This window comes from Kitasatospora setae KM-6054, from assembly GCF_000269985.1.
Taxonomy (GTDB): Bacteria; Actinomycetota; Actinomycetes; order Streptomycetales; family Streptomycetaceae; genus Kitasatospora; species Kitasatospora setae.
This window is the reverse complement of record NC_016109.1, coordinates 310,913-335,297: the sequence shown is the minus strand read 5'-3', so window position 1 is coordinate 335,297 and position 24,385 is coordinate 310,913. Positions and strand designations below refer to the sequence as shown.

Here is a 24,385-nt window from a genome sequence, read left to right as displayed (position 1 = left end):
CACACAGTGGCCCCGCACACTCGCCGAGTCCTGGCGCTGGGCACGACGCTCAGCACCCTGACGCTCGGCCTCGTCGCGTTCGTCGGCGTGCCCGCCGCCCAAGCGGCGACCCCCGCGCACCCGTTCCCCTCCCACACGGCCTACAAGGTCGGCGTCATGCCGTCCGCCTCGCAGGCCACCCGCGACGCCGCCGTCACCAAGCAGTACGACTCGTGGAAGTCGAACTACCTGGTCCACGGCTGCGCCAGCAACGAGTACTACGTCTCGACCAAGGGCGACGGCGACGCGCCCAACAACGGCACCGTCTCCGAGGCCCAGGGCTACGGCATGAACATCGTGCCGCTGATGGCCGGTTACGACCCCGACGCGCAGACCGAGTTCAACGGCCTGTGGCAGCTGGTGAAGAACCACCAGGACCAGTACGGCCTGATGCAGTGGAAGCTCGACGGCAGCACCTGCAAGTACGCCGACAGCGGCACCCCCGACGCGGCCACCGACGGCGACCTCGACATCGGCTACGGCCTGATCCTCGCCGACAAGCAGTGGGGCGGCTACAAGACGGACGCCCTGGCCTGGCTGGGCAAGATCTACGCCCACGACGTCACCTCGGACGGCCACCTCAAGTGCGAGGACGACGGGGTCAGCACCGACACCCGCCCCTCCGACCACATGCTCGACCACCTGCGGGCCTTCGCCGCGTACGACACCGCGCACGACTGGAACAAGGTCATCTCCCGCACCGAGGCCATCGACCAGTCGCTGGTCAGCAACTACTCCAACGGCCACGGACTGCTGCCGGACTTCGTCGTCGGCGCCAACGGCACCCCGTCCCCGGCCCCCGCGAACTACCAGGAGAGCCAGCCGGACAACATCGTCGGCTACAACTCCGTCCGCGTCCCGTGGCACATGGGCACCGACGCGCTGCTGAACGGGCCGAGCACGGCGGCGTTCGCCTACAACGACGCCAAGCTGTGGTCAGCGTGCGCGAAGGCGATCTCCGGCGGCAACCCGAAGAACGTCCAGCCGCACATCAAGCTGAGCTGCGCCAACGCCAACGTCTCCGGTGACACCTCGGCCGAGGAGGCCGGCGACTCGGTGGGACCCTCGGCGATGGCCGCCGGCGACCAGGCCTGGACCGACGCCATCTGGAACCAGCTGGCGACCAACCCGTTCGGCGACCACTACTACGGCGAGACCATCAAGATGCTGGTCTACCTGGTGATGGCCGGCGACTACTGGAACCCCGCCGCCACGACCACGGCTCCGGCCAACGACTTCTCCCTCGCCCTCTCCCCAGCGTCGGGCAGCGTGAGCGCCGGAGCCTCGGCCACCGTTACCGTCTCCACCGCGACCACCTCCGGCACCGCCCAGTCCGTCGCGCTGTCGGCCTCCGGCCTGCCGGCGGGTGCGAGCGCCTCGTTCAGCCCGGCGTCCGTCAACTCCGACAGCGGCAGCACCCTCACCGTCACCACCACCGCCTCCACCCCCGCCGGCACCTACCCGATCACCGTGAAGGGCACCGCCGCCAGCGGCACCCACAGCGCCACCTACACCCTGACCGTCACCACCACCGCCCCCGCCAACGACTTCTCCCTCACCCTCTCCCCGGTCTCGGGCAGCGTGAGCGCCGGAGCCTCGGCCACCGCCGCCGTCTCCACCGCGACCACCTCCGGCACCGCCCAGTCCGTAACGCTGACCGCCACCGGCCTGCCGGCGGGTGCGAGCGCCTCGTTCAGCCCGGCGTCCGTCAACTCCGGCAGCGGCAGCACCCTCACCGTCACCACCACCGCCTCCACCCCAGCCGGTACGTACCCGATCACCGTGAAGGGCACCGCGGCCAGCGGCACCCACAGCGCCACCTACACCCTCACCGTCACCACCACCTCCACCGGCACCTGCCAACCCGCCTGGAACCCCGCCACCGCCTACGTCCCCAACGACCAGGTCTCCTACAACGGCCACAACTACACCGCCCTCTACTGGAGCACCGACGTCACCCCCGGCAGCGCCATCGCCTGGAACATCTGGCAGGACAACGGCACCTGCTGACCCCCCACACACACCACCCCGCCCCGGCCCCCACACCGGGGCGGGAACCCCCACACGCCACCCGCCGACACCGAACGACTGTCGCCATTCCGACCTCAAGACACGCCCATCGAACGGAAACCCCGAGCGGGCGAGCCCGGCCACCGCCGTGCATGAAAACACGGCCTCCCGGCAGCCCGAAGGGTGCCTACGCCATGCCGGAGGGCACCGACGCAGAGTCACGATCCACTGGCGGCAACGACGAGTGCGCGTCTCCTGAACGTGCGGGCCTACCGGTCTCGAACCCCGGTCCGGTCAGGGTGACTGGGCGGCGATCCCGTCGAGCACCAGCTCCAGGCCCGCCGCGAACTGCTCGCCGGGCGCGAGGTGTTCGGCTTCCGCCATCACCCGCGCCACGGTCGGGTGCCGGCCCGCCGCCAGGGTCCGGACCAGGTACGGGCCCATGGCCGCCTGCCAGTCGTGGTCCGAACGGCCCTCCGAGCGTTCGGCCTGGCGCTGCCCGACCTCGACCCGCAGCGTCCCGGTCAAGTAGGCGTGGAACACGCCGGCTGCCCGCTGCACTCCGGTCGGGTCGTCGGCGAGGCCGGGCACGCGCTGGACGGCGGCCAGTACCGCCTCCATCACGGCCAGCGCGTTCGGTCCCAAGTGCGGGCGCCCGCCGAGCAGTTCGGTGAACCACTCGTGTCGCAGCGCGGTCAGCCTGGTCCGCTCCGCGATCGCCCGCAACTCCTCCCGCCACCCCGGCTCTCCGGCCCGCCCGGCCGCGCGGGAGGCTCCGGCCGCGGTGCTCCGGCTGCCCCGGCCGCTCGCGGTGCGCGGGGCGATCTCCCCGTATGCCGCGTCCACCATCAGCTCCAGCAGCTCGGCCTTGGTCTCCACGTACCCGTACAGCCGCATCGGCCCGACCTCCAGCGCCGCTGCGACCCGCCGGAACGAGACCCCCTCCAGCCCGTCCGCGTCCGCCAGTTCGAGGGCCGCCGTCACGATCAGCGCCCGGCTCAACGGCCCCGGTGACCGTCGGGCCGGCGGCTCCGGGCGCTCCCAGATCAGGCCGGAGGAGGCGGCCGTCGAGGAGTCGGCGGGGGAGTCGTGACGGGGAGTCATGGGCGGTCTCCGTTCGGCGGGGCCGGCGGGGCGGTGCCGGGCGGTGCTGGTGGTGCGGGATCACGATACGGCGACTCCTTCCGATGCATCGTATCGGGCGATACGGTGTATCGGAAGGAGGGTCGGACGGCCGGCCGGGGCAGGGGAGAGGACAGCACATGGCGGACAGCACGCACGTGGCGATCGTCGGCGGCGGACCGGGCGGGCTGACCCTGGCCCGGCTGCTCACCATGCGCGGAGACCCAGCCCTCCGGGTCACCGTCCACGAGCGCGACACCGGACGGACCGCCCGCACCCAGGGCGGCACGCTCGACCTGCACGCGGACACCGGACAGCGCGCGCTGCGCGCGGCCGGGCTGACCGGGGCGTTCCGCCGGTACGCCCGGCCCGAAGGGGAGGACATGCTGCTGCTCGACCACACCGGCACCGTCCTGCACCGCGACGACACGCCTGCGGACTCGCCCGCGCTGCGCCCCGAGATCGACCGCACCGACCTGCGCGACCTGCTCCTCGACTCGCTCCCGCCCGGCACCGTCGCCTGGGGCCGCACCCTGCGCACCGCCACCCCGGTGGCCGGCGAAGCGGCGGCCGGCGCGGGCTGGCGGCTGGAGTTCACCGACGGCGGCCGGGCCGACTGCGACGTCCTGATCGGCGCGGACGGCGCCCACTCCCGCCTCCGCCCGCTGCTCACCCCGGCGGAGCCGCGGCACCTCGGCGTCAACGCGGTCGAGGGCACCATCCCCGACGTCGACCGCACCCGCCCCGACCTGGCCGCCGTCGTCGGCCGGGGCAGCTACTGGGTGATCGGCGAGGGCCGCTCACTCGCCGCCCAGCGCTGCGGCGACGGCTCCGTCCGGGTCGGTCTGACCTTCTACGGCCGCACCGACGGGGCCGCCGACTGGCTCACCAGCTGCGGCATCCCGTTCACCGAGCCGGACGCCGCCCGGGCCGCGCTGCTCCCGCTGTTCGCCGACTGGACGCCCGAGTGCCGCGCCCTGATCGCCGCCTGCACCGGCCCGGTCACCCCGCGCCCGCTGACCGGCCTCCCGGTCGGCCTCCGCTGGCCGCACCGCCCCGGCCTCACCCTGCTCGGCGACGCCGCCCACCTGATGCCCCCCGTCGGCCACGGCGCCAACGCCGCGATGCGCGACGCCCTCGAACTCGCCACCGCCCTCGCCGCCGCCCCCGCCGACCCCGACGCCGCCCTGCGGGCCTACGAGGAGGAGATGTTCGCCCGGACGGCCGGGGTCGCCGCCGACTCGGCCCGGATCCTGGCCATGATCACGGCCCCGGCGGGCGCCCGCGGCGTCGCCGCGTTCTTCCGCGGTGAGGGGACGGGCGCAGGGCCGGGCGAAGGACCGGAGCCGGAGCCGGAGCCGGCGCGGCGCTGAGCCGCGGGCCCGTCCCGGGTGTGCGGCTCAGCCCTGGCGGCGCAGCTCGCAGGGGTGCGGGAGGTACGGGCCGAGCAGGCCCTCGCGGTCGCCGTTCCGGAAGGCGATCGCCCGGCCGGTCAGGTCGCCGTCGCGCAGGCGCAGTTCGAGACCGAAGGAGGGGCTGTTGAGCAGCGCGTCGGGGGTGGGGAGCTGGAGCGGCGCGACGAGTCGGACGTCCCAGCGGGCGGAGGCGGCGGCGGGGACGGTCACCGGCGGGTGGTCGGCGAGGCGGACCTCCACCCGGCCGTCCGGCAGCGCGGTGACGGCCAGCGGCACGGTGTCGCCGTCGGGGGTGGCGACCTGCCCGGACCAGCTGCCGGGGGCCAGCGTGCAGGGGAGGCCGGGTTCGGCGCTCGGGGCGAGGTGGCGGGGGTCGCACTCGGGGGCCAGTGCCGCCGTCAGGTACCGGAACACCGCGTCGCGGGCGGTCTTGTCGGTCGAGTTGGCGAGGACGGCCAGCGAGAGGCCGCGCGCGGGCACGTCCAGCATCATCGAGGCGACGCCGCCCATGCCGCCGCCGTGGCTGCTGAGCACGGCCCCGTCGGCCGTCCGCTGGAAGACCCGTCCGAGTCCGTAGCCGAGGCCCCCGGAGTCGAGGCCGTCGGCGTCGAAGATGGCGGGCCCAACGTGGACGGCCGCGGCGGTCTCCGGCTTCAGCAGGCCCAGCGAGCGGCGGGCGAACCGGGCGACGTCCCCGGCGGTCGCCCAGCCGGAGGTCGCCGCCGGGTGCCCGTTGCGGACCGGCGGGTACGGCCGGCCGTCCGGCGTGTAGCGGGTCGCGGCCGGTCCGGGCCCGGGGTGGACGTGCGCGTAGGCGAAGTCCGCCAGCCCGAGCGGCTCGGCGATCCACTCCCGCAGCAGGTCGGCCGTCGCCCGGCCGGTGACGGCCTCCAGCAGTCGGCCGAGCTCCTGGTAGCCGAGGTTGGCGTACTCGAACTCGCCACCCGGCTCGTGCAGTTGGCGGCGGTAGCGGTCGATGTCGACCGGCCGGTAGGCGGATTCGTAGCTGAAGTCGTAGTAGCCGGGGAACCCGCCCCGGTGGCAGAGCAGTTGGCGCGGTGTCGGCGCCGTCCGGCCGAACCCGGCGGCCAGCGGCGCGTCCAGGTCGAGCAGGCCGCGGTCCGCCGCCAGGCAGACCGCCAGCGCGACGAACGCCTTGGTGGTCGACGCCAGCCCGTACGCCGTCCCGGGCGTCGCCGCCCGCCCGGCCGCGACGTCCGCCAGCCCGTACGCCCGGGCCAGCACCAGCTCCTCGCCCGCCGCGACGGCCACGCTCACCGACGGGCAGCCGGTCTCGGCCAGCACCCGCTCGCACACCTCGTCCAGCCCGCTCAGCCCGTCGACCGCGTCCGGCATGCCCGCCCCCTTCGTCCCACCGCCGGTACCCCGCCGGTGATCAGGAGCCTAACGCGCCGACCACCGAGGCCGGCCGGCGCACCGGGGGCCGGCTCAGTAGCCGTACTTGGCCTGCAACCGCGCGTCGCGGGCCAGCGCGCCGGCCACCGTGAAGGTGACCCGGGCCGGGGCGGAGGGGCGCACCCCGGGCAGTTGGGCGACCACGTCCACGGTGTGCTCGCCGCCGCGCCACTCCCAGGCGGGCTGCCAGCTCCAGTTGCCCTCCGGGGTGACCGGGGTGGAGCCCAACGAGTGCTCCCCGATCACGAGTTCGACCCGCTCGGCGCCCGGCGCGGAGCCGCTCAGCCGGACGGTCGGCCCGGGCACCAGGGACAGGTCCGCGGGCTCGGTGACCAGGGGCGTGGGCAGTCCCGGGGCGGGCTCGACGACGGTGAAGGTGTGCAGGGTGCGCGGGCTCTGCTCGCCGTCCGGGGCCACGCCGAACAGCTTGAGGGTGTACTCGCCGGCCTCCCACGGCCGGGTGAACTGCCGGACCCAGCTGCCGTCCTCGGCGGTCTGCGCCGAGCCCATGTACTTGCCGCTCAGCCAGATGCTGACCCGCTCCGCGCCCGGGGCCCGCCCGCCCACCGCGACGACGTCGCCGGGGACGGGCACCGCCGGGTCGGGGAAGGCCACCTGCGGGCGGGGGAAGCGCTCGGTGGCGGCCAGCAGCGCGTCCAGGGCGGAGGTGTCCCGGTCGGGCTGCTCGCCGCCGGTGCGGGCCAGGCCCAGGCGCGGGGTGATGCCCGCGACCAGCAGGTTGAGCAGGCCCAGCACGGCGGGCAGGGTGCGGGCGGTGACGCTGGTGTGGCCGGTGATCAGTGGCGAGTCGTTGACCAGCAGGTGGAAGTCCGGGTAGCCGGCGAACAGCGGCAGGAACGGTTCGACCTGCTCCGCGTAGAGCTCGTCCTGCGGCGAGGTCACCAGGTAGACGCGGGTGTTCCGGTGCGGGGTGGAGGCGACCAGGTCGGGCAGCAGGGCGTCCAGCGCGGCGACCTTCTCGGGCGTGGCCCCGCCCATCATCAGCTCGGCGGCGGCCGGCCGGCGGGCGGCCAGGGAGGTGCCGATCCGGAACACCGGGATGAGCGCCAGCACGTTGCCGTAGCCGTGCCGCAGGCCGAACCACAGCGCGGCGCTGCCGCCCTTGGAACCGCCGAACACGGTGACCTGGTCGTGGGTCAGGTCGAGGGCGTGCACGAAGCGGGCGATGACGGCGGCCACCGCGCGCTCGGTCGCGAAGTCCATGTCCTGGCACAGGTAGAAGGCGTTGCCGCCGTCGAACCGGTCGCGGATCCACAGCACGTTGGCCCGCACCTGGTCCAGCACGCCGTTGGAGAAGCCGTAGTCCTCCGGGGCGGAGAAGTTGGCGAACACCACCACCAGGTGGCGGGTGCCGTTGCGGGTCGGGCTGAACCGGAAGTCGACCGGGACGGGCCCGCTGCTGTCGGTGCCCTCGACGGTCGGGCGGCTCGGGCGGTCCTGGTCAGACATGGTCGTGCTCCGTTGATCGGCGGGCGCCGACGCGCTCCCGCAGCCGGAGGGCGTCGGGGTCGGCGGGGGTGGTCAGGTGCGCGGGCAGCGGCCAGGGCACGCCCTCGAAGGTGTCGCCCGGCATCGGCACACCGGCCCGGGGCCTGTCCGGCGCGGGAGCGGCCGTCCGCGCGGCCGTGCGCACGGGCGCGGGAACGGCTCCGGGAACGGCCGCGGGAACGGCTCCGGCAACGGCCGCCGGAACGGCTCCGGCAACGGCCTCGGCACCGCGAGCGGGCGCGGAAACCGGTGTCGGCGCCGTCCCCGGGTCGAGGTCGCCGCCCACGGTGAGCATCCGGTCGACCAGCCGGGCGGCGGCCCGGCCGTCGTCGAGGTCGCAGAAGTCCTGCTGGAAGCGCCGGTAGCGCTCGGCGTGCCGCCGCCGCACCCCGTCGGCGTCCCGGACGGCGTCGACCAGCTCCGCCGAGTCGAAGAGCAGCGGGCCGGGTGCGCTGCTCTCGAAGTCGAAGTAGAAGCCGCGCAGGGTGTCCCGGTAGTGCTCCAGGTCGTAGGTGTAGAAGAGGATCGGCCGGCCGGTGTTGACGAAGTCGAACATCAGCGAGGAGTAGTCGGTGATCATGACGTCGGTGATCAGGGACAGGTCGGCCATGTCGGGGTAGTCGGAGACGTCGTGGACGAAGCCGTCGCCCGCGCCGGGCACCGGGTCGACCACGTTGGGGTGGCGGCGGACCAGCAGCACGTGGTCCGCGCCGAGCCGGGCCCGGGCGTCGGCGAGGTCGATCCGGAAGTCGAACTTGTAGCGGCCGGGGGAGTAGTACTGGTCGTCGCGCCAGGTCGGGGCGTACAGCACCACCCGCTTGCCCTCCGGGATGCCGATCCGGCGGCGCACCTGTTCGGCCCGGCGCTCGGTGTCGGGGCGGCACAGCACGTCGTTGCGCGGGTAGCCGGACTCCACCAGCTCGCCGGGGAAGGCGAAGGCGCGGCGCAGGATCGGGGTGGAGAAGCTGTTGGGGGAGACCAGCAGGTCCCAGTTCTCCACCTCGACGGCGAGCCGTTCGAGGTAGCGCTTGTCGGCGAAGTGGACGGCCTCGATGTCGTGGCCGATCTTCTTCAGCGGGGTGCCGTGCCAGGTCTGGACGACGGTCTGGCCGGGGCGCTTGCGGAACCAGTCCGGGAGGTGGTTGTTGGCCACCACGTAGCGGCTGGTGGCCAGGGCCTCGTACCACTCGGGCGACCACATGCGGACGGCGCGGGCCGTCTCCGGCACGTCGACCTGGTCGTCCTTGACGACCCAGAGGTGCTCCAACCGGGCGCCGCGGCGCACGAGTTCCTCGTGGACGGCGCGCGGGCTGTCGGAGTACTGGGTGCCCTTGAAGGCGTCGAACAGGACGGCGGGGCGGACGGGCCGCTGGCGGGCGGCGGGGTAGGTCTTGGTGCGCAGCAGCTTCTGCCGGTAGGGGCCGCGGGCGTGGTCGGGCATGGCGGAGTGGACCTGGAGGGAGAGCCGGTCGTACGCCTCGGCCTGGAGGTCGTAGCGGCGCTCGTCGGCTTCCCGGGGCAGCGGGAGGCCGGGTATCGCGTCCTGTTCGAGCTTGAGCATCAGGTCGGGCAGGAGTTCGGCGGGCGGGGTGCGGGAGGGGTCCTGGCGGCGCAGGAAGAGGTCCCAGCGGCCGGCGGCCAGCGGGATGGTGCCGGCCAGGGTGCGCAGCCGGGCCGGGTCGAAGCGGGCCCGGAAGTACTCGCCGCGCCATTCGAGGGAGATGGCGCGCTCGGTGCCCTGGGCGCGCGAGCGCAGCACCAGGTGGGCGGTGCGGCGCTCTGCGGGCGGCACCCGGTCCAGGGCGGGGTAGCGGCCGACGATCTCCAGCGGCCCGTCGGCCAGCCACTCGTAGCGGATGACCCGGGGCAGGGTGGCCCGTTCGAACAGGACGAGGTAGCCGGCGCCGTTGCGGTGCACGACCAGTTCGCGGTCGCCCTCCGGGGTCTGCAGGGCGGCCGGGAGGCGGTGGTGGCCGTCGGGGGTGTCCTCGGCCATCACCGGGTACATGGTCATGGCCCGCCCGGCGACGTGGAAGGTGGTCTTCCAGCCGTTGCCGCCGCGCTCCCAGGAGACCGGCCGGGTCTCGTCCGCCGCCGGCTGCGCGGGGACGACCGAGCGCAGCGGGACGCGGCCGGTGAAGGTGCACCAGCCCTCGCCGCCGGGGGTGAAGCGGACCGGCACCTGCACCCGTCCGGCCCCGCCGAGGCTGACCAGTCGCAGCTGCCCGCCGGTCGGCACGGTCGGGCCGAGGTACACGCCGCGCAGCACCAGGTGGTCGCCGTCGATCCGGTGCCCGGTGATCCGGCAGCGGACGATCTCGACCCGCAGCTTGAGCCGGTTCTGGACGAACAGCGGCAGCACCCGGGTGTTCTTGTCGACGTACCGGTAGGGCGGGTTGGCGGCGCTGCCGACGCTGCCGCGGTCCAGGCCGCGGTAGCGGAACAGGCCGCGGCTGAGCACGCCCGCCGCCACGTCCCAGGTGCCTTCGGCCCACTTGCCCTTGAGCTTGAGCCGGTTGGTGTCGAAGGAGGTGCTGAAGCCCGCCCAGTCGTAGCAGTAACGGTTCTGCCCGGAGTGCTCGGTGGCCTGCGGCGCGTAGACGGTGCGGGCGGGGACCAGCAGCATCCGGTCCTGCTTGCGGTTGCGCAGCGCGAAGCCCTTGACCGACATGTGCCGCTTGTGGACGTTCAGGAAGCGGATGTACGCGTGCCCGCCGATCACCAGCCGCTCGTCCTCCCAGCGCACCTCGCCGACCGAGCCGTGCAGCGCCAGCTCCTTGTCGAGACGGTACGCCTTGCGGTCGATGCCGAGGCTGCGGTCGCCCAGGTGCGGGTACTTCAGGTAGCGGCGGAAGCGGCGCTGGACCGGCATCGGCCCGCCGCGCCGCTCGAACTCCAGCACCTCCAGCAGTTCGGCCAGCTTGCGGCCGCGCACCAGCAGCCACTTCACCCGGGCCTCGGCGGGCAGTTCGCCGATCAGGTCGGGGTCGGCCTCGTCCAGGAACTCGTTGGTCCACTCCAGGAAGGCGTGCTGGTACTCCTCCTCCGCGTCCGGCAGCACCTTCAGGTGCAGCATCAGGTCGGAGGTCAGGCAGGCCAGGTCGTACTTGCGCTTGGACTCGGCGAAGCGCTGCGAGCGGTGCCCGGCCAGGAAGCGGCTCACCGACTGGACGGCGGCGACCCGGTCGCGCAGGTTGTCCAGCTCGTGGTGGCGCTGGGTGATGGAGGGGGCGGCGGCCCCGTCCCGGCGGCGCCAGTAGTAGACGACGTCGGTGATCACGTCGACCTTGGCGGCCCGGAAGTGGGCGAACATGTTGACCCAGGAGTCCTCGTACAGGACGCCCTCGGGGAACTCGATGAAGTAGTAGTCCCAGAAGCTGCGGCGGAACACCTTGTTCCAGACCGTCCGGTCGTAGATCAGCTTGTCGAACTTCGTGATGTGGGTGCCCCGCCGCTCGGCCTGCATCGGGGCCTTGTGCAGCGGCGACTGCCAGGTGCTGGTGGAGTTCATCATCTGGACGTTGCCCGAGACGAAGTCCGACCCGGACTCCTCCAGGGTGCGCAGCAGCGTCTCGTACGCGTGCTCGGGCACCACGTCGTCGCCGTCCGCGAAGACCAGGAACTCGCCGTCCGGGTGCATCGCCCGCAGCCCGGTGTTCCGGGCGTGGCCCGGCCCGTGCGGCTCCTGCCGGATCAGCCGGAACCGCCGGTCGCGGTCGCACACCGCCCGGGCGATGTCGGTGGAGGAGTCGGTCGAGCCGTCGTCGACCAGGATGACCTCGAAGTCCCGGAACGACTGCCGGGCGACGGACTCCAGACACTCCGCCAGGTAAGCCTCGACGTTCTGGAACGGGACGACGACACTCAGCCGGGGACGGTGGGCAACCACGGTGCGATACCTGTCAGTTGTGGGCGGAGGCGCTCGCCGAGGACCTCGCGGAGGCGGACGGGGAGGCACTCGCGGAGGCGGCCGGGGAACCGGACGGGACGGGGCGGTTCTCGCGCAGCGACGCCCACAGCGCGGCGGCCTTCGCCTCGTCGGCGACCACCCGGTTGTGGTCGATCCGGTCGGTGACCACGGGCAGCATCACGGTCTTCATCCGCTCGGGCTGCAGGCCCTTCATGCTCTGCGCGAAGTCGAGCAGGCCGTTGAGCGAGCCCAGCGAGGTGTCGGTGGTCAGCGCCTTGGTGGCCGCGTTCGCCACGCCGTACGCCTTGGTCGGGCTGGTGAGCGTGCCCTTGCGCTGGAGCTGGGAGAGCACCGAGAGCAGGAACTTCTGCTGCAGGCCGATCCGCCCGAGGTCGCTGCCGTCGCCGACGCCGTGCCGGGTGCGGACGAACGCCAGCGCCTGGGTGCCGTCCAGCAGGTGGGTGCCGGCGGGCAGGTGCAGGCCGCTGTACTTGTCGTCGATCGCGGTGTCGGTGGTGACCTCCACCCCGCCCATCGCGTCCACCAGGTCCTTGAACCCGGCGAAGTCGATCTCCACGTAGTGGTTCATCCGCAGGCCGGTCATCGACTCGACGGTCTTCACCACGCAGGCCGGACCCGCCGTGGTGTAGATCGAGTTGAACATCACCCGGGGCGTGCCGGCCACCTGCTTGCCGTCGGCGGTGGTGCACGCCGGACGGGCCACCATGGTGTCGCGCGGGATGCTCACCACGGTGGCGTTGGACCGCCCCTCGGGTATGTGCACCACCATCGCCGTGTCCGAGCGCGCCGTGCCGCCCACGTCGCCGCCCGCCAGGTCGCCGTTGTCGCCGCTGCGGGAGTCCGAACCGAGCACCAGGATGTCCTGCGCGCCGTCCGGCAGCGGAGCCGGCCGGTCCTCGCCGAGCGCCTTGTCGATGTCGACGGTGTCGAGGTTCCCCTCCAGGTGGCGGTACATCCAGAACCCGGTGCCGCCCGCGGCCAGCACCAGCGCCAGCACGGTGCCGCCGGTGATCAGCAGGATCCGCCGGGCCCGCCGCCGGGGCTTCGCGGGGGCCGCCGCGTCCTTGGCGGCCGCCGCCGACGTCTCGCCGGTCGACAGCTCGTCGGTCTGTACCATGCTCGTGCGTCCTCCTGTTCCGTGACGCACGGAGGGTCGATGTGCGCGCAGAACATGATCGCACGTGGTCTTCACCAGCCTTTAACCGGACAGATCACATCCCTATACCAAATCTTTGCGCGGTCGGCCGATTACGCAGCGCACACGACCGCCTCCGCCCGGCTCACCCGGCTCGCCCGGTTCGCCTGGTTCACCACGCCGACCGCCCGGCGGAGGTCGCGCGCAGGGCGACCTCGAGTTCGAGGCGGGTGTCCGGGGAGGTGAGCGCCGGGCCGAACAACTGCTGGACGCGGTGCAGCCGCTGGCGGGCGGTCTGCGGGTGGATCCCGAGCCTGGCGGCGACCTCGGGGGCGCTGCCGCGGCCGGTCTGCAACCAGGCGAGCAGGGTGGCGGCGAGGCGGTCGCGCTGCTTGGGGGTGAGCGGCGCCAGCGGGGCCAGCCGGCGCTCGGCGATCAGCCGGACCAGCGCCGGGTCGGTGAGCAGCAGCAGGTCCGCGTACCGCTCGCGGCAGTCGACCGGGCGCGGCGGCGGCTCCGGCAGCGAGGCCCGCACCAGCCGGGCCCAGCGCAGCGACTGCGCGGCCAGCCCGACCGGCACCACCGGCCCGATCACCGCGCCCCGCCCCTGCAACGCGGCGCCGACCCGCGGGTCGCCGAGCAGGACGGCCGGCTCCGGCAGCAGCAGGTGCGGCTGCCGGACGTCCAGGCTGGCCAGCACCTGATCGGGCAGCGCTCCGGACGGGGCCACCGGCGCGGACGGGGGCGCGAACGGGGGCGCGGGCGCGGACGGTGGGGCCGGGGCGGGCGGTCCGGACGGCGCCGGGCGCGGGTCCAGCGAGACCGCGGCGACCCGCTCGGGCAGCGGCCAGTCCGCGAGGCGGGCGGCGGCGGCGAGCTCGGCCGGCTCCGCCCCCGCCAGCAGCAGCTCGTGCAGCCGGTGCCGGGCCCGGCCGAGCGCGCCGGCCCGGTCGGTGCGGGCGTCCACGTAGCCCCGCACGCTGGCCGCCGCGACCTCGTCGATGTGCGCGAACACCGCCTCGGCCAGCGTCACCAACTGCTCGGCGGCCAGCCCGCGCCGCCGCGCCACCCGGGCGTACCGCCGCCAGGCCAGCCGGGCGCCGAGCCGGAACGCGGCCTGCAGCGCGTCCAGGCTGCGCCCCTCGGCGAGTTCGCCGCGGCCCAGCGAGCGGTACACCCGCAGTTGGCGCGGCCCCGGCGCGGGCAGCCCCGCGACCCGGTCGGTGAACTCGGCGAGCGCCGTCTCCACGCCCTGCTGGATTCCGGCCCCGAATGGCCCGGAGAGCGGTCGGGAGAATTCCGGGACGGCGGATCTGATCTCCCGGACGATCTCGGCCGCGAGGGATTGCTGCTCGGCTCTGAGATCGGTGCATAAATCACGGGGGAGCCCGTCCCACGGTCCGCCCAATTCCGCTCCTCCGGGTAGCGATAATCCGTTCAGCCGGCACCCGGCACGGCGGCCGCGAGGGCAGCCGGAACGCGCCGGGGCAAAGGGGAGTATCCGTCCGGGCTACCCGCCGGTCAATGGGTTCGGCACCGGGTTTCGCCCCCGCGCGGCACCCGCCGGAGGCGGAAACGCCGACCTCGGTGACAGTTCCGCCGGAGGGGGGACGGAATTCCTGGCACGTCCGGAAGTGCTTTCCGGGGCCGCATTCGGGCGGCGGCCAACAGATTTCCGGCGGACCGCGGGCAGGGAATCCCGGGTACGGTGCGTACGGCGCGTACGGCGCGGCGGAAGGCGGGCGGAGGGCCGACCCGGGGCGGGGCGGCGCGGTTCAGGCCGGGTCGAGGTCGCCGGCGGGGTGGGGCGGGGCGGCGGGGGCGGTGGCGGGGCCGGCGATCCAGGTGTCGAGCTGCTGCCAGCGGTCGTACAGCCAGTCGGCGAACTGCTGCTGCTCGGTGGGGACCTGGTCGGCCCGGAAGCTCCACCAGCGGAGCCGGACCAGGTCGCCGGGGCCGGGGGTGTAGCCGGGGCCGAGCATCCAGGGCAGCAGGCGTTCGGGGCCGGTGTGGCCGCAGACCAGCACCAGGGCGGACGGGTCGACGGCGCTCAGCACGGCCAGCGCGCCGGGCAGGTGCGGCGGGAGGAGGTGGGGCATGGCCGCGGCGCGGTCGGCCAGCGCGTCCTGGCCGCGGGCGCGCAGCCGGGCGATCGAGGCGGCGCGGCGGGCGGCGCTGTAGTTGGTGCCCTCGGGGTACAGCCAGAGCGCCTCGCCTGGGCCCAGGTTCCGGGCCTGGTCGGTGAGTTCGGCGAGGGCGGCGGCCCGCCCGGCGCGGTTCCAGCGGAACAGGACGAGCGGCACGCCGCGCAGCAGCGCCCGCAGGCCGGGCTCCAGGGCGACGCAGCGCTTGGCGATGCCGCGCGGGCCGCGGCCGAGCACGGCGGTGACCGCGGTGATCGCCAGCTGGGTGTTGAGGATGCCCGCGTGCCGGGCCAGCACCACCACCGGACGGCCTGGGTCGGGCAGCGGCTCTGGCGGGTCGACCTGGAAGCGCAGGCCGGTCCAGCCCTCGGTGAGCAGCCGGAAACGGCGGCCGGCCCGGACGCCGAGCAGCCGCCAGGCGTCCGGGCCGGCCCGGCGGGCCCGCAGCCGCAGCGAGCCGGCCAGCGCGGTCAGCGAGAACCCGGTCAGGTAGGCGGCCCAGACCAGCGGCAGCCGGGCCGGGGCGGTGGCGCGGGCGGGCAGCAGCGGCCGGAGCAGGCCGAGCAGGAGCAGCAGCGGGGAGAGGAGGAGCAGAAACACCGTCAGGGCGCCGAGGGCGAGGGCGTCCCCGGCCGCGGCGAACGCGCCGCCGCGCAGCCGGGCAGCCCGGGAGAGCCCCGGGGAGGGCGGAGTCCTGTGCATGGCTCCAGACCTCTCACGCCGCCGGGCCCCGGGCCAGCCGAAGATCCACTGGGCTGACCCGATCGGGGCGCGGGTGCGGCGGACGGGCGAAACCGCAGGTGGGATGGGTTGCGACGGCCGGGTACCCGAACGGACGATGCGGTTGCGGCGGCCGGAAAACCGGTCGGACGATGGGCCGTACGGGTCCGCCGGGCCCGGGCGGGGGGACGGGTCCGCAGGGACGCGTACGCGGGGGCGAGGCCGGAGGGGTCCTCCGGAGAACAGGTGGCGCATCGATGGACGGTCTGCTGGGCGACAGTGGTCTGCCGGGCGACGGCGGTCTGCCGGGCGGCGGGGCGCGGCCGGGCGGCGGTTCGCCGGACGTCGGCGGCTCGTGGCCGGACGGCCGGGGCAAGGTCGCGTTCGTGCTCGGCGGCGGCGGTGAGCGGGGCGGCAACCAGGTCGGGATGGTCCGGGCGCTGCTGGAGGCCGGGATCACCCCGGACATCGTGGTCGGGACCTCGATCGGCTCGGTGCAGGGCGCCATCCTGGCGAAGAACCCCACGATCTCGGTGGTCGCCGAACTCACCGAGCTGTGGATGGAGTTCGTCAGCATGAAGGTGATGAAGCCGTCGCTGCGGGCGTTCGCCTCCAACGTCCGGCACGTCCGGGCCGGGCTGACCTCGGTGGACGCCGCGCACCGGATGCTGCTGAACCACTTCGCGCCGCACACCCGGATCGAGGACCTCAAGCTCCCGTTCGTCTGCCCGGCGTCCTCGATCGAGCGGGCCGAGGCGCACTACTTCGACCACGGGCCGTTGATCCCGGCGCTGCTGGCGTCCTGCTGCGTGCCGGGGCTGTTCCCGCCGGTGGAGATCGACGGCGAGCACTACCTGGACGGCGGGCTGATCGACTCGCTGCCGATCGGCGTCGCGGCCTCGCTGGGGGCGACCACCGTGTACGCGCTGCGGATCCGGCAGACCGGGGAGCGGCTGGCGCCGCCCCGGATGCCCTGGCAGCTCGCGCACGTCGCCTTCGAGGTGACCCGGCGGGCGGCGGTGGAGGCCGAGATCGGCCGGCACCGGCCCGGCGTCACCGTGCACGTGCTGCCCAGCGGCGAGGACGAGTTGGTGAAGGCGGGACGCGGACCGGTGTCCTCCGGTCGTGCCGAACTGGAGACCGTCCGGCGGCGGATCGCGCTCGGCTACGACGCCGCCTCCGCATTCCTGGAGGCCCGGCAGCGGACCCGGCAGGTCGCGCCGGGCTGACCGCCCCGGGCGCGCCGGGCCCGCCGCACCACCCCCGCGCGCGCCCGGCCGGCGCCGCCCCCGCCGCCCACCGGCGCGCGCCCCTCGCGTGATCCCGAACGCCCCCGTCCGCCGGGGGCGTTCGCGTGACCGGCCCGCGCGGCGGCAGCGGCCCAGGCCACAATCGCTTCCAGGGGGTGGCGGCGCCGCATGACCAGTAATCAGCCCCGCCAATCCTCCACGGGCCAAGGTTCACCTAATCGGGTGCACGAGGGGCGGTGCGGGCGATCCCGGAGCCGGAACGATCTAGTGTTCCGGAGGCGGCGGAGGGGCACGGCGACAGTGCCCTCCGCGCTCCCGTCGAAACTTTGACTTCTCTTTACCCGTTCGCACCAAAGCCCTAACACGCTCACGGATCTGACGATGTGTCAGGTTCCGTGCGAGACGAAGGAGAGCCCGGCCCGATGTCCGTGGACAGCAGCCCGGAGACTCAGCAGGCGCAGCGCCAGCAGACCAGCCTCACCACCGCCGCGGCCCGCAACCTGGCGACCACGACCAAGTCCGCCCCGCAGATGCAGGAGATCACCTCCCGGTGGCTGCTGCGGATGCTGCCCTGGACGCAGACCTCCGGCGGCACCTACCGGGTCAACCGCCGACTGACCTACACGGTCGGCGACGGCCGGATCGAGTTCATCCAGACCGGCGGCGACGTCCGGGTCATCCCGCAGGAGCTCGGCGAACTCGCCCTGCTGCGCGGCTACGAGGACGACGAGGTGCTGACCGCCCTCGCCGACCGCTGCCGGCAGCGCGACTTCCGGGTCGGCGAGGTCCTGGTCGAGCGCGGCACCCCGTCCGACAAGATCCACCTGGTCGCGCACGGCAAGATCGACCAGGTCTCCACCGGCAAGTACGGCGACGACGCGGTGGTCGGCGTCCTCGGCGACGGCGACCGCTTCGGCGAGAACGCGCTGCTCGACGCCGACGCCACCTGGGACTACACCGCCACCGCCAAGACCGCCGGCACCCTGCTGACCCTCAGCCGGGCCGACTTCGAGGCCGTGCTCGCCCAGGCCGACAGCCTGCGGGCGCACATCCGGGACTTCGCCACCCTGCCGCTGCAGCGGCAGAACGAGCTCGGCGAGGCCGAGATCGCGATGTCGGCCGGCCACGAGGGCGAGCACCTGCTGCCCACCGCGTTCGTCGACTACGAGCTCAAGCCGCGCGAGTACGAGCTCTCCATCGCGCAGACCGTGCTCCGGGTGCACTCCCGGGTCGCCGACCTGTACAACCAGCCGATGAACCAGATCGAGCAGCAGCTCAAGCTCACCGTGGAGGCGCTGCGCGAGCGCCAGGAGCACGAGCTGATCAACAACCGCGAGTTCGGCCTGCTCGCCAACTGCTCCTTCGACCAGCGCATCCAGACCCACTCCGGCCCGGCCACCCCCGACGACCTGGACGAGCTGCTCAGCCGCCGCCGCGACTCCGAGTTCTTCCTCGCCCACCCGAAGGCGATCGCCGCGCTCGGCCGCGAGTTCAACTCCCGGGGCCTGTACCCCGACACCGTCGACCTCCAGGGCCACAAGGTCCCGGCCTGGCGCGGCGTCCCGATCCTGCCCTGCAGCAAGATCCCGATCACCCCGGAGAACACCAGCTCGATCCTGGTGCTGCGCACCGGCGAGGACAACCAGGGCGTCATCGGCCTGCACCAGACCGGCATCCCGGACGAGTACCAGCCCAGCCTGTCGGTCCGCTTCATGGGCATCGACGACAAGGCCGTGATCAACTATCTGGTCACCGCGTACTACTCGGCCGCGATCCTGGTCCCCGACGCGCTCGGCGTGCTGGAGAACGTGGAGATCGCGCACCGCTGACCGGCGGGGCGCGGCAGCGGCCGCCGCCGGCCGTAACCAAACGGCGGCACACCACGTTGAGGGTGCGTCGGATTGATCATGCCGATCCGTTTCTGCAGCTCGCCGGTCGAGCCGCGGACGGAACCGGACCGGATCCTCCGACGCGCCCTCGACTGCGCTCCGGCCACCTCGGCCGTACCCGAAGCGGACGCGGCGCAGCACCGCCACACCCACCCCCACCGGAAGGTTGGACCACGCCATGCAGCGCAACGACCGTCCGCGGGCGGACGGTGGAACGGAGCCGGCCGCCTTACCCGCCCCCGCGTCCGGAGCCCCGGCCGGGGCCGCCCGCGCCGGGCAGCTGCGGCGGGGCGCCCGGGCCGCGACCGCCCTGGCGGGCGTCGCCGTGGTCTGCGGGGTGCTCACCGGTGCGACCCAGGCCGCGTCGTCCGCCGCGCACGACCGCGACGACCACCGGCTCGACCTCTGCGTCACGGTGCACACCTCGGTCGACGCGGCCGGGGTGCACATCGGGGTCGACGCCGGCGCCGGGGTGAGCGTCCCGCTCCGGCCGCAGGACGTCGGGGACGGCCGGGGGCACGACAGCCACGGCAACGGCCACGGCTACGGGCACGACCACCACTGCCACCCCACGCCGACACCCACCCCCACGCCGACACCCACCCCCACGCCGACACCCACCCCCACGCCGACCCCGAAGCCCACCCCCACGCCCACGCCCACGCCGAAACCGACGCCGACGCCGACGCCGACCCCCACCCCGACGCCGACCCCCACCCCGACGCCGGCACCGGAGTCCGTGCCGCCGGCCCCGGCGCGCCCCGCGCCCACCCCGACGCCCACGCCGAAACCGACGCCGCCACCGGCCCCGACCCCCACCCCGGAGCCGGTGCCGGAACCGGTGCCCAGCCCCGCGCCGACGACGCCGAGCCCCAGCCCGAGCCCCGTACCCGGTCGGCCCGCGCCCCCGGTGACCGTCCACCTGCCGCCCCCGCCGCACGCCCAGGAGGCCAAGCACCGCGGCAGCACGACCACCACCAGGATGCTGGTGGTCACCGTCCCCGCCGTGCTCGCGGCCGCCGCGCTGCGCCCGCGCGGGAAGTCCGGCGGCGCCGGGCGCCGCAGTCGTTCCTGACCCGCCGCCAGGCGGGTGCGGCGCACCGCCGCGAAGCCCGTTCCACGCTTTCCACGCTGGACAGTTCAGGAGAGGAACCGCCATGTCCGAATGGCTGGCACTAGCCCTCGCGATGGCCGGGGCGTGCCTGGTCGTCGTCGCGGTCGTGCTGGTGAGGCACCGCAAGGCAGACGAGGACGAGGACACCTCGGAGACGCCCGACGTCATCGAGTACATCACCATGATGATCGGCGTGGTCTACGCGATCGTGCTGGGCCTGGCGATCGCCGGCGTCTGGGAGTCCCGTTCCGCCGCGCAGGACGACGTGCAGACCGAGGCCCAGTCGCTGTACGAGGTCAGCTCGCGGGCCGAGGTGTTCCCCGCCGACTACCGCGCCGTGGTCGACAAGGACGTCGACGCGTACGTCTCGTTCGTGGTGGACACCGAGTGGCACTACATGCGCACCGAGGGCGGGATCAGCCCCGACGGCACCGCGCTGCTCGGCAGGCTGCGCACCGACGTCGCCTCGCGGGCCCCGCAGAACGACATCGAGGCGCAGGCGTACCAGGCGATGATGGACAAGATCGCGGTCGCCGACGAGGCCCGCAACTCCCGTGGCGGCAACGTCGGTCCGACCATGCCCGGAGTGGTCTGGTTCGGCCTCGGCATCGGCGCGGTGGTCACCATCGGCATGATGTTCGCCCTGCAGATCCGCCGCACCCGGCGCGAACTGGTCCTGGCGGGCACGTTCAGCGCGCTGATCGGGTTCCTGCTCTTCCTGATCTGGGACTTCGACGACCCGTTCGGGCGCGGCATGTCGGTCACCACCGAGCCGTTCCTCAACCTGTTCCCCTTCCTCGGCGGCTGAACCCGTTCGTGACGGTACGTCAACTGTCCTTCCGCCGAACGGAACCGACCGGAGCGAGGGAACATTCGGCGGCATCGTCCGTACGGGAGCGGTTCGCCCACTACGCTGGGAGCAGCCGCCCGCGGCACCGACGGGGGTCCCTGGTGCGGGCGGCTGACGGGGAGCCCGCGCGGGCCGCCACCCCGGGCGGCGACGCGGGCGCGACGGGGGAAGAAAGGCACGGAGGGGAAGCACGGCATGCAGCACGGCATGGGGGAACACAGCAGGAAGGACGCCCGCCGGGGGGCCGCGGCCGACCTGGCGGAGGGACGGTACGCGCGGGTCGAACGGGAGCGCCGCTTCCTGCTCGCCCGGGTGCCCGCGCCCGGCGCCGTCACCGTCGCCCGCCGGATCACCGACCGCTACGTCGAGGGCACCCGGCTGCGGCTGCGCCGGGTCGAACGGCTCGACACCGGCGAGTGCACCTACAAGCTCACCCAGAAGGTGCCCGCCCCGCCGGGCACCCCCGCCGCGACCCAGGGCCTGGTCACCAACCTGTACCTCTCCGAGCAGGAGTACACCCGCCTGCTCGCCGCCCTGCCCGGCCCCGAGCTCACCAAGACCCGGCTCAGCGTCCCCCCGCTCGGGGTGGACGTCTTCGAGGGGCCGCTGCACGGACTCGTACTGGCCGAAGCCGAGTTCGAGACCGCCGAGGACGCAGAAACGTTCGTCCCGCCGCCCGGCTACGTCGCGGAGCTCACCGACGACCGGCACTTCACCGGCGGGCACCTGGTCCGCACCGCGCGCGAGGAGCTCCGCGACGACCTGGCGGGGTACGGGGTGGCGCTGCCCTGACGGCGGGCCGCGCCACCCCGGACCCCGGCCCCCGGGCTACTTCAGGTGGCGCCGGAAGAAGCCGGCCGCCGCCTCCGCCGCGTGGGCCGGGACGCCGGTGTGGCCGCCCATGTTGGCGCTGAGCGACTTCTCGGTGGAGGCGAAGGCGTCGAACAGGTCGAGCGCGGCCTGCCGGTCGTTGCCCTCGTCGTCCCACTGGAGCAGGACGTGCAGCGGGATCGTGATGCCGCGGGCCTCCGCGAAGGTGCGGCGCGGGATCAGGCTGCCGGCGAACAGGCCGGCGGCGGCGAGCCGGGGCTCGACGGCGGCCAGCCGGACGCCGACGGCGATCACGCCGCCCGAGTAGCCGACCGGGCCGGTCAGTTCGGGCAGCGCGAGCAGCGCGTCGAGGGCGGCGCGCAGCTCGGGCACCGCCCGGTCGACGAGCGGGAGGACCAGGGCGTCGACCGTCTCCGGGGCGACGGCCTCGCCGGCCCCCAGGGCGCGGCGCAGTTCGGCGCGGGCCAGGTCGAGCTCGGGGATGCCGGGCCGCTCGCCGCTGCCCGGCAGTTCGAGGGCGGCCGAGGCGAAGCCGTCCGCGGCGGCGTGCCGGGCCCGGTCGAGCAGCCGGGGGTGCATCCGGCGCAGCCCGAGCGGGGGGTGGCCGAGCAGGATCAGCGGGGCCGGGGCGTCGGCGGTCGCGGGCGTCCACAGGACGCCGGGGACGCCGTCGAGGGTGAACCCGCGCTCGCGGACGGCGGCGGTGCCGTTGTGGGTTCCGGTACGGGCGCCGGAGTCGCCGTCCCGGTCGTCGAGCAGCAGGTCGGCGGACGGGTCGAAGGTGAAGTGCACGGTGGTGCCTTTCGGGAGTGCTGGTGAACGGCGCTCCCGGACGCGCCTACCGTCCGACCGTGGCCTCGGAGGGGAGCACCCACGTCGATACTGCGTTCACGGGTACCACCTCCTCGATCTCTCGCACGGCCGGGGCCGAAGGTAGCAGGGCGGGCGTCGGCCCGCCAAAAACTACAGGCAAACTGTACATCGGGCGGGCGGAAACCTAGGCTGGACCGCATGAGCGAAGACGCCGAGCCCGCGCCGTCCGCCGTGCGCGCCTCGCAGCAGGTCCGGTCGGTGATCGGCAAGCTGCGCCGCCGGATCCGGGCCGCCGCCGGGACGGGGGACTTCACCCTCACCCAGGCGTCCACCGTCGGACGGCTGCTCGACAACGGCGGGCAGGGCCTGACCACCAGCGACCTCGCCGTCGCCGAGGGGATGCGGCACCAGTCGATGGCCACCACCATCGCCGCCCTCGCCGCCCAGGGCCTGGTCGAGCGCAGCCGCGACCCCGAGGACGGGCGCCGGGTGCTGATCGGCCTCACCGAGGAGGGCCGGCGGCGCGGCGAGGAGGGCCGCCGGGCCCGCGGCGAGTGGCTGGCCGCCGAACTCCAGCGCACCTGCACCGAGGAGGAGCGGCAGACCGTGATCGCGGCGATGGCCGTCCTCGAACGGCTCGTCCAGGACTGACCCCCCACCGCAGCCACGCACCACCGAACGACGGAAGCCCCCATGACCGAGCGCACGACCACCGCCCCGACCGGCGCCCGGCGGGCCGGACCGCCCGCGCTGGACCGCCGGCTGGTGCCCCCGATGGTGCTCGGCTCCGTCCTCAACCCGATCAACTCGACGGTCATCGCCGTCGCGCTCGTCCCGATCGGCGCCGCCCTCGGGGCCTCGCCCGCGCAGACCGCCTGGCTGGTCTCCGCGCTCTACCTGGCCACCGCGCTCGGACAGCCCGTGGTCGGGCGGCTGATCGACCTGTTCGGCCCGCGCCGGCTGTTCCTGGCGAGCACCTCGCTGGTCGGCGTGGCCGGGGTGGTCGGCACCCTCGCCCCGAACCTCGGGACGCTGATCGCCGCCCGGGTCGTCCTCGGCTTCGGCACCTGCGCCGGCTACCCCGCCGCGATGGCCCTGCTGCGCGCCGAATCCCGGCGCACCGGACAGGAGAGCCCCGCCGGGGTGCTCACCCTGCTCGCCGTCGCCAACCAGACCGTCGCCGTGGTCGGCCCGCTGCTCGGCGGACTGCTCACCGGCCTCGGCGGCTGGCGCAGCACCTTCGCGCTCAACATCCCGCTGTCGCTGCTCGCCGTCACCCTCGGCGCGCTCCGGCTGCCCCGACCGGAAGCCGAGCCCGCCAAGCCGGACCAGGCAGGCCACCCGGACGAGGCGGACCAGGCGGGCCGGGCGGACCAGCCGGACGAGGCGGGCCAGGCGGACGGTGGCCCCGGCCCGCTGCGCCGGATCGACCTGCCCGGGATGGCGCTGTTCGCCGTCCTGCTGCTCTCACTGCTGCTGTTCCTGATGCACCCGCACGCGGACCGCTGGTACCTGCCGCCGCTCACCCTCGCCGCCGCCGCGGCCTTCACCCGCCGCGAACGCCGCACCGCGCAGCCGTTCATCGACGTCCGGGTGCTCGGCGGCAACACCCCGCTGCTGCTCACCTACGCCCGCGCGCTCGCCGCGTACGTCGTCGCCTACGCCTTCCTGTACGGCTTCGCCCAGTGGACCGAGGAGGGCTTCGGCCTGACCCCGCTGCAGGCCGGACTGGTGCAGGCGCCGACCTTCCTGGTCGGCATCGGCGTCTCGGTGCTGGCCGGGCGGCGCGGCGGCGTCCGGACCACCCTGCTGGTCGGCGCGGCCGGCCAGATCGCCGCCTGCCTGCTGATGCTCGCGCTCGGCGCGCACAGCCCGCTGTGGGCGCTGGTGGTGCTCGCCGTGGTGTTCGGGATCCCGCAGGGCGCCAACGGGCTGGCCCTGCAGAACTCGGTCTTCCGGCAGTCCGACCCGGCCCGCACCGGCTCCTCCGCCGGGCTGCTGCGCACCTTCGCCTACCTCGGCTCGATGGTCGCCGCCGCCGCGACCGCCGCCGCGTACGGCCCGCACGCGGGCACCGCCGGCATGCACCACCTGGCCTGGGTCATGCTCGCCGCCGCCGTGCTGTTCCTGCTGCTCACCGCCTTCGACCGGACGCTGCGCGCGCTCCCGGCCGCGGCCGGCTGACGTGCGACCGCCC

17 protein-coding genes are annotated in these 24,385 nt (G+C 74.3%); 9 read left to right on the top strand and 8 right to left on the bottom strand.

Translation table 11 applies throughout. The features are described from left to right. Positions 1-6: 6 nt before the first annotated feature. Entirely contained in the window at positions 7-2,049 is a 2,043-nt protein-coding gene (locus KSE_RS45555; protein ID WP_014133464.1) for a glycosyl hydrolase family 8, read from the top strand. A 294-nt stretch (positions 2,050-2,343) separates the two neighbouring features. Here the strand turns inward: KSE_RS45555 and KSE_RS01415 are convergent, their stop codons facing one another. Continuing rightward, complete coding sequence (locus KSE_RS01415) at positions 2,344-3,153, bottom strand: TetR/AcrR family transcriptional regulator (RefSeq protein WP_014133463.1); 810 nt, start codon at positions 3,151-3,153, stop codon at positions 2,344-2,346. Between the two features lie 158 nt (positions 3,154-3,311). On the opposite strand from KSE_RS01415, the gene KSE_RS01410 reads away from it, so the two are divergent. Next, complete coding sequence (locus KSE_RS01410; RefSeq protein WP_014133462.1) at positions 3,312-4,544, top strand: FAD-dependent oxidoreductase; 1,233 nt, start codon at positions 3,312-3,314, stop codon at positions 4,542-4,544. A 27-nt stretch (positions 4,545-4,571) separates the two neighbouring features. On the opposite strand, the gene KSE_RS01405 is transcribed toward KSE_RS01410, so the two are convergent. From KSE_RS01405 to KSE_RS01380, 6 genes are all read right to left on the bottom strand, one after another. Next, on the bottom strand, positions 4,572-5,942 hold the full coding sequence (locus KSE_RS01405) for a serine hydrolase domain-containing protein (protein ID WP_014133461.1): 1,371 nt from the start codon (positions 5,940-5,942) through the stop codon (positions 4,572-4,574). A gap of 93 nt (positions 5,943-6,035) precedes the next feature. Further along, positions 6,036-7,472 carry a hypothetical protein gene (locus KSE_RS01400; RefSeq protein WP_014133460.1) on the bottom strand — a complete coding sequence of 479 codons (1,437 nt, stop codon included), beginning with the start codon at positions 7,470-7,472 and terminating at the stop codon, positions 6,036-6,038. Beyond that, on the bottom strand, positions 7,465-11,400 hold the full coding sequence (locus tag KSE_RS01395; RefSeq protein WP_014133459.1) for a bifunctional glycosyltransferase/CDP-glycerol:glycerophosphate glycerophosphotransferase: 3,936 nt from the start codon (positions 11,398-11,400) through the stop codon (positions 7,465-7,467). The genes KSE_RS01400 and KSE_RS01395 overlap by 8 nt, the downstream gene beginning before the upstream one ends. Positions 11,401-11,413: 13 nt before the next feature. Beyond that, positions 11,414-12,559, bottom strand: a complete 1,146-nt coding sequence (locus KSE_RS01390; protein ID WP_014133458.1) for an LCP family protein — start codon at positions 12,557-12,559, stop codon at positions 11,414-11,416. Between the two features lie 190 nt (positions 12,560-12,749). Continuing rightward, on the bottom strand, positions 12,750-13,826 hold the full coding sequence (locus KSE_RS01385) for a helix-turn-helix domain-containing protein (protein WP_231873107.1): 1,077 nt from the start codon (positions 13,824-13,826) through the stop codon (positions 12,750-12,752). Positions 13,827-14,352: 526 nt separating this feature from the next. Next, the gene (locus tag KSE_RS01380) at positions 14,353-15,423 is read right to left on the bottom strand and encodes a 1-acyl-sn-glycerol-3-phosphate acyltransferase (protein WP_014133456.1); all 1,071 of its coding nucleotides are present in this window, start codon (positions 15,421-15,423) and stop codon (positions 14,353-14,355) included. Between the two features lie 275 nt (positions 15,424-15,698). Here KSE_RS01380 and KSE_RS01375 point away from each other — a divergent pair, with 275 nt between their 5' ends. The 5 genes from KSE_RS01375 to KSE_RS01355 all read left to right on the top strand — a co-directional run bounded on the left by KSE_RS01375 (position 15,699) and on the right by KSE_RS01355 (position 21,336). Beyond that, the gene (locus KSE_RS01375; RefSeq protein WP_014133455.1) at positions 15,699-16,670 is read left to right on the top strand and encodes a patatin-like phospholipase family protein; all 972 of its coding nucleotides are present in this window, start codon (positions 15,699-15,701) and stop codon (positions 16,668-16,670) included. A gap of 443 nt (positions 16,671-17,113) precedes the next feature. Beyond that, entirely contained in the window at positions 17,114-18,520 is a 1,407-nt protein-coding gene (locus KSE_RS01370; protein ID WP_014133454.1) for a family 2B encapsulin nanocompartment shell protein, read from the top strand. Between the two features lie 238 nt (positions 18,521-18,758). Next, positions 18,759-19,655, top strand: coding sequence for a hypothetical protein (locus KSE_RS43500; RefSeq protein WP_014133453.1), 897 nt, complete (start codon positions 18,759-18,761; stop codon positions 19,653-19,655). 82 nt (positions 19,656-19,737) lie between these two features. Further along, entirely contained in the window at positions 19,738-20,502 is a 765-nt protein-coding gene (locus KSE_RS01360) for a bestrophin-like domain (RefSeq protein ID WP_014133452.1), read from the top strand. Positions 20,503-20,751: 249 nt separating this feature from the next. Beyond that, positions 20,752-21,336 carry a CYTH domain-containing protein gene (locus KSE_RS01355; RefSeq protein WP_051055622.1) on the top strand — a complete coding sequence of 195 codons (585 nt, stop codon included), beginning with the start codon at positions 20,752-20,754 and terminating at the stop codon, positions 21,334-21,336. Between the two features lie 36 nt (positions 21,337-21,372). Here KSE_RS01355 and KSE_RS01350 read toward each other — a convergent pair whose 3' ends face one another. Beyond that, the gene (locus KSE_RS01350; protein WP_014133450.1) at positions 21,373-22,167 is read right to left on the bottom strand and encodes a dienelactone hydrolase family protein; all 795 of its coding nucleotides are present in this window, start codon (positions 22,165-22,167) and stop codon (positions 21,373-21,375) included. Positions 22,168-22,386: 219 nt separating this feature from the next. Here KSE_RS01350 and KSE_RS01345 point away from each other — a divergent pair, with 219 nt between their 5' ends. Beyond that, positions 22,387-22,839, top strand: a complete 453-nt coding sequence (locus KSE_RS01345) for a MarR family winged helix-turn-helix transcriptional regulator (RefSeq protein WP_014133449.1) — start codon at positions 22,387-22,389, stop codon at positions 22,837-22,839. A 42-nt stretch (positions 22,840-22,881) separates the two neighbouring features. Beyond that, positions 22,882-24,372: an MFS transporter gene (locus KSE_RS01340; RefSeq protein ID WP_014133448.1), complete on the top strand. Its 1,491-nt coding sequence runs from the start codon at positions 22,882-22,884 to the stop codon at positions 24,370-24,372. The last annotated feature ends 13 nt before the right edge of the window (positions 24,373-24,385 follow it).

Bases quoted from the DNA above. Each gene is read 5' to 3' on its own strand.
- KSE_RS43500 (WP_014133453.1), top strand. From the start codon at position 18,759: ATGCAGCGCAACGACCGTCCGCGGGCGGACGGTGGAACGGAGCCGGCC.
- KSE_RS01390 (WP_014133458.1), bottom strand. From the start codon at position 12,559: ATGGTACAGACCGACGAGCTGTCGACCGGCGAGACGTCGGCGGCGGCC.
- KSE_RS01370 (WP_014133454.1), top strand. From the start codon at position 17,114: ATGTCCGTGGACAGCAGCCCGGAGACTCAGCAGGCGCAGCGCCAGCAG.
- KSE_RS01415 (WP_014133463.1), bottom strand. From the start codon at position 3,153: ATGACTCCCCGTCACGACTCCCCCGCCGACTCCTCGACGGCCGCCTCC.
- KSE_RS01355 (WP_051055622.1), top strand. From the start codon at position 20,752: ATGGGGGAACACAGCAGGAAGGACGCCCGCCGGGGGGCCGCGGCCGAC.
- KSE_RS01345 (WP_014133449.1), top strand. From the start codon at position 22,387: ATGAGCGAAGACGCCGAGCCCGCGCCGTCCGCCGTGCGCGCCTCGCAG.
- KSE_RS01400 (WP_014133460.1), bottom strand. From the start codon at position 7,472: ATGTCTGACCAGGACCGCCCGAGCCGCCCGACCGTCGAGGGCACCGAC.
- KSE_RS01380 (WP_014133456.1), bottom strand. From the start codon at position 15,423: ATGCACAGGACTCCGCCCTCCCCGGGGCTCTCCCGGGCTGCCCGGCTG.
- KSE_RS01405 (WP_014133461.1), bottom strand. From the start codon at position 5,942: ATGCCGGACGCGGTCGACGGGCTGAGCGGGCTGGACGAGGTGTGCGAG.
- KSE_RS01360 (WP_014133452.1), top strand. From the start codon at position 19,738: ATGTCCGAATGGCTGGCACTAGCCCTCGCGATGGCCGGGGCGTGCCTG.
- KSE_RS01410 (WP_014133462.1), top strand. From the start codon at position 3,312: ATGGCGGACAGCACGCACGTGGCGATCGTCGGCGGCGGACCGGGCGGG.
- KSE_RS01340 (WP_014133448.1), top strand. From the start codon at position 22,882: ATGACCGAGCGCACGACCACCGCCCCGACCGGCGCCCGGCGGGCCGGA.
- KSE_RS01375 (WP_014133455.1), top strand. From the start codon at position 15,699: ATGGACGGTCTGCTGGGCGACAGTGGTCTGCCGGGCGACGGCGGTCTG.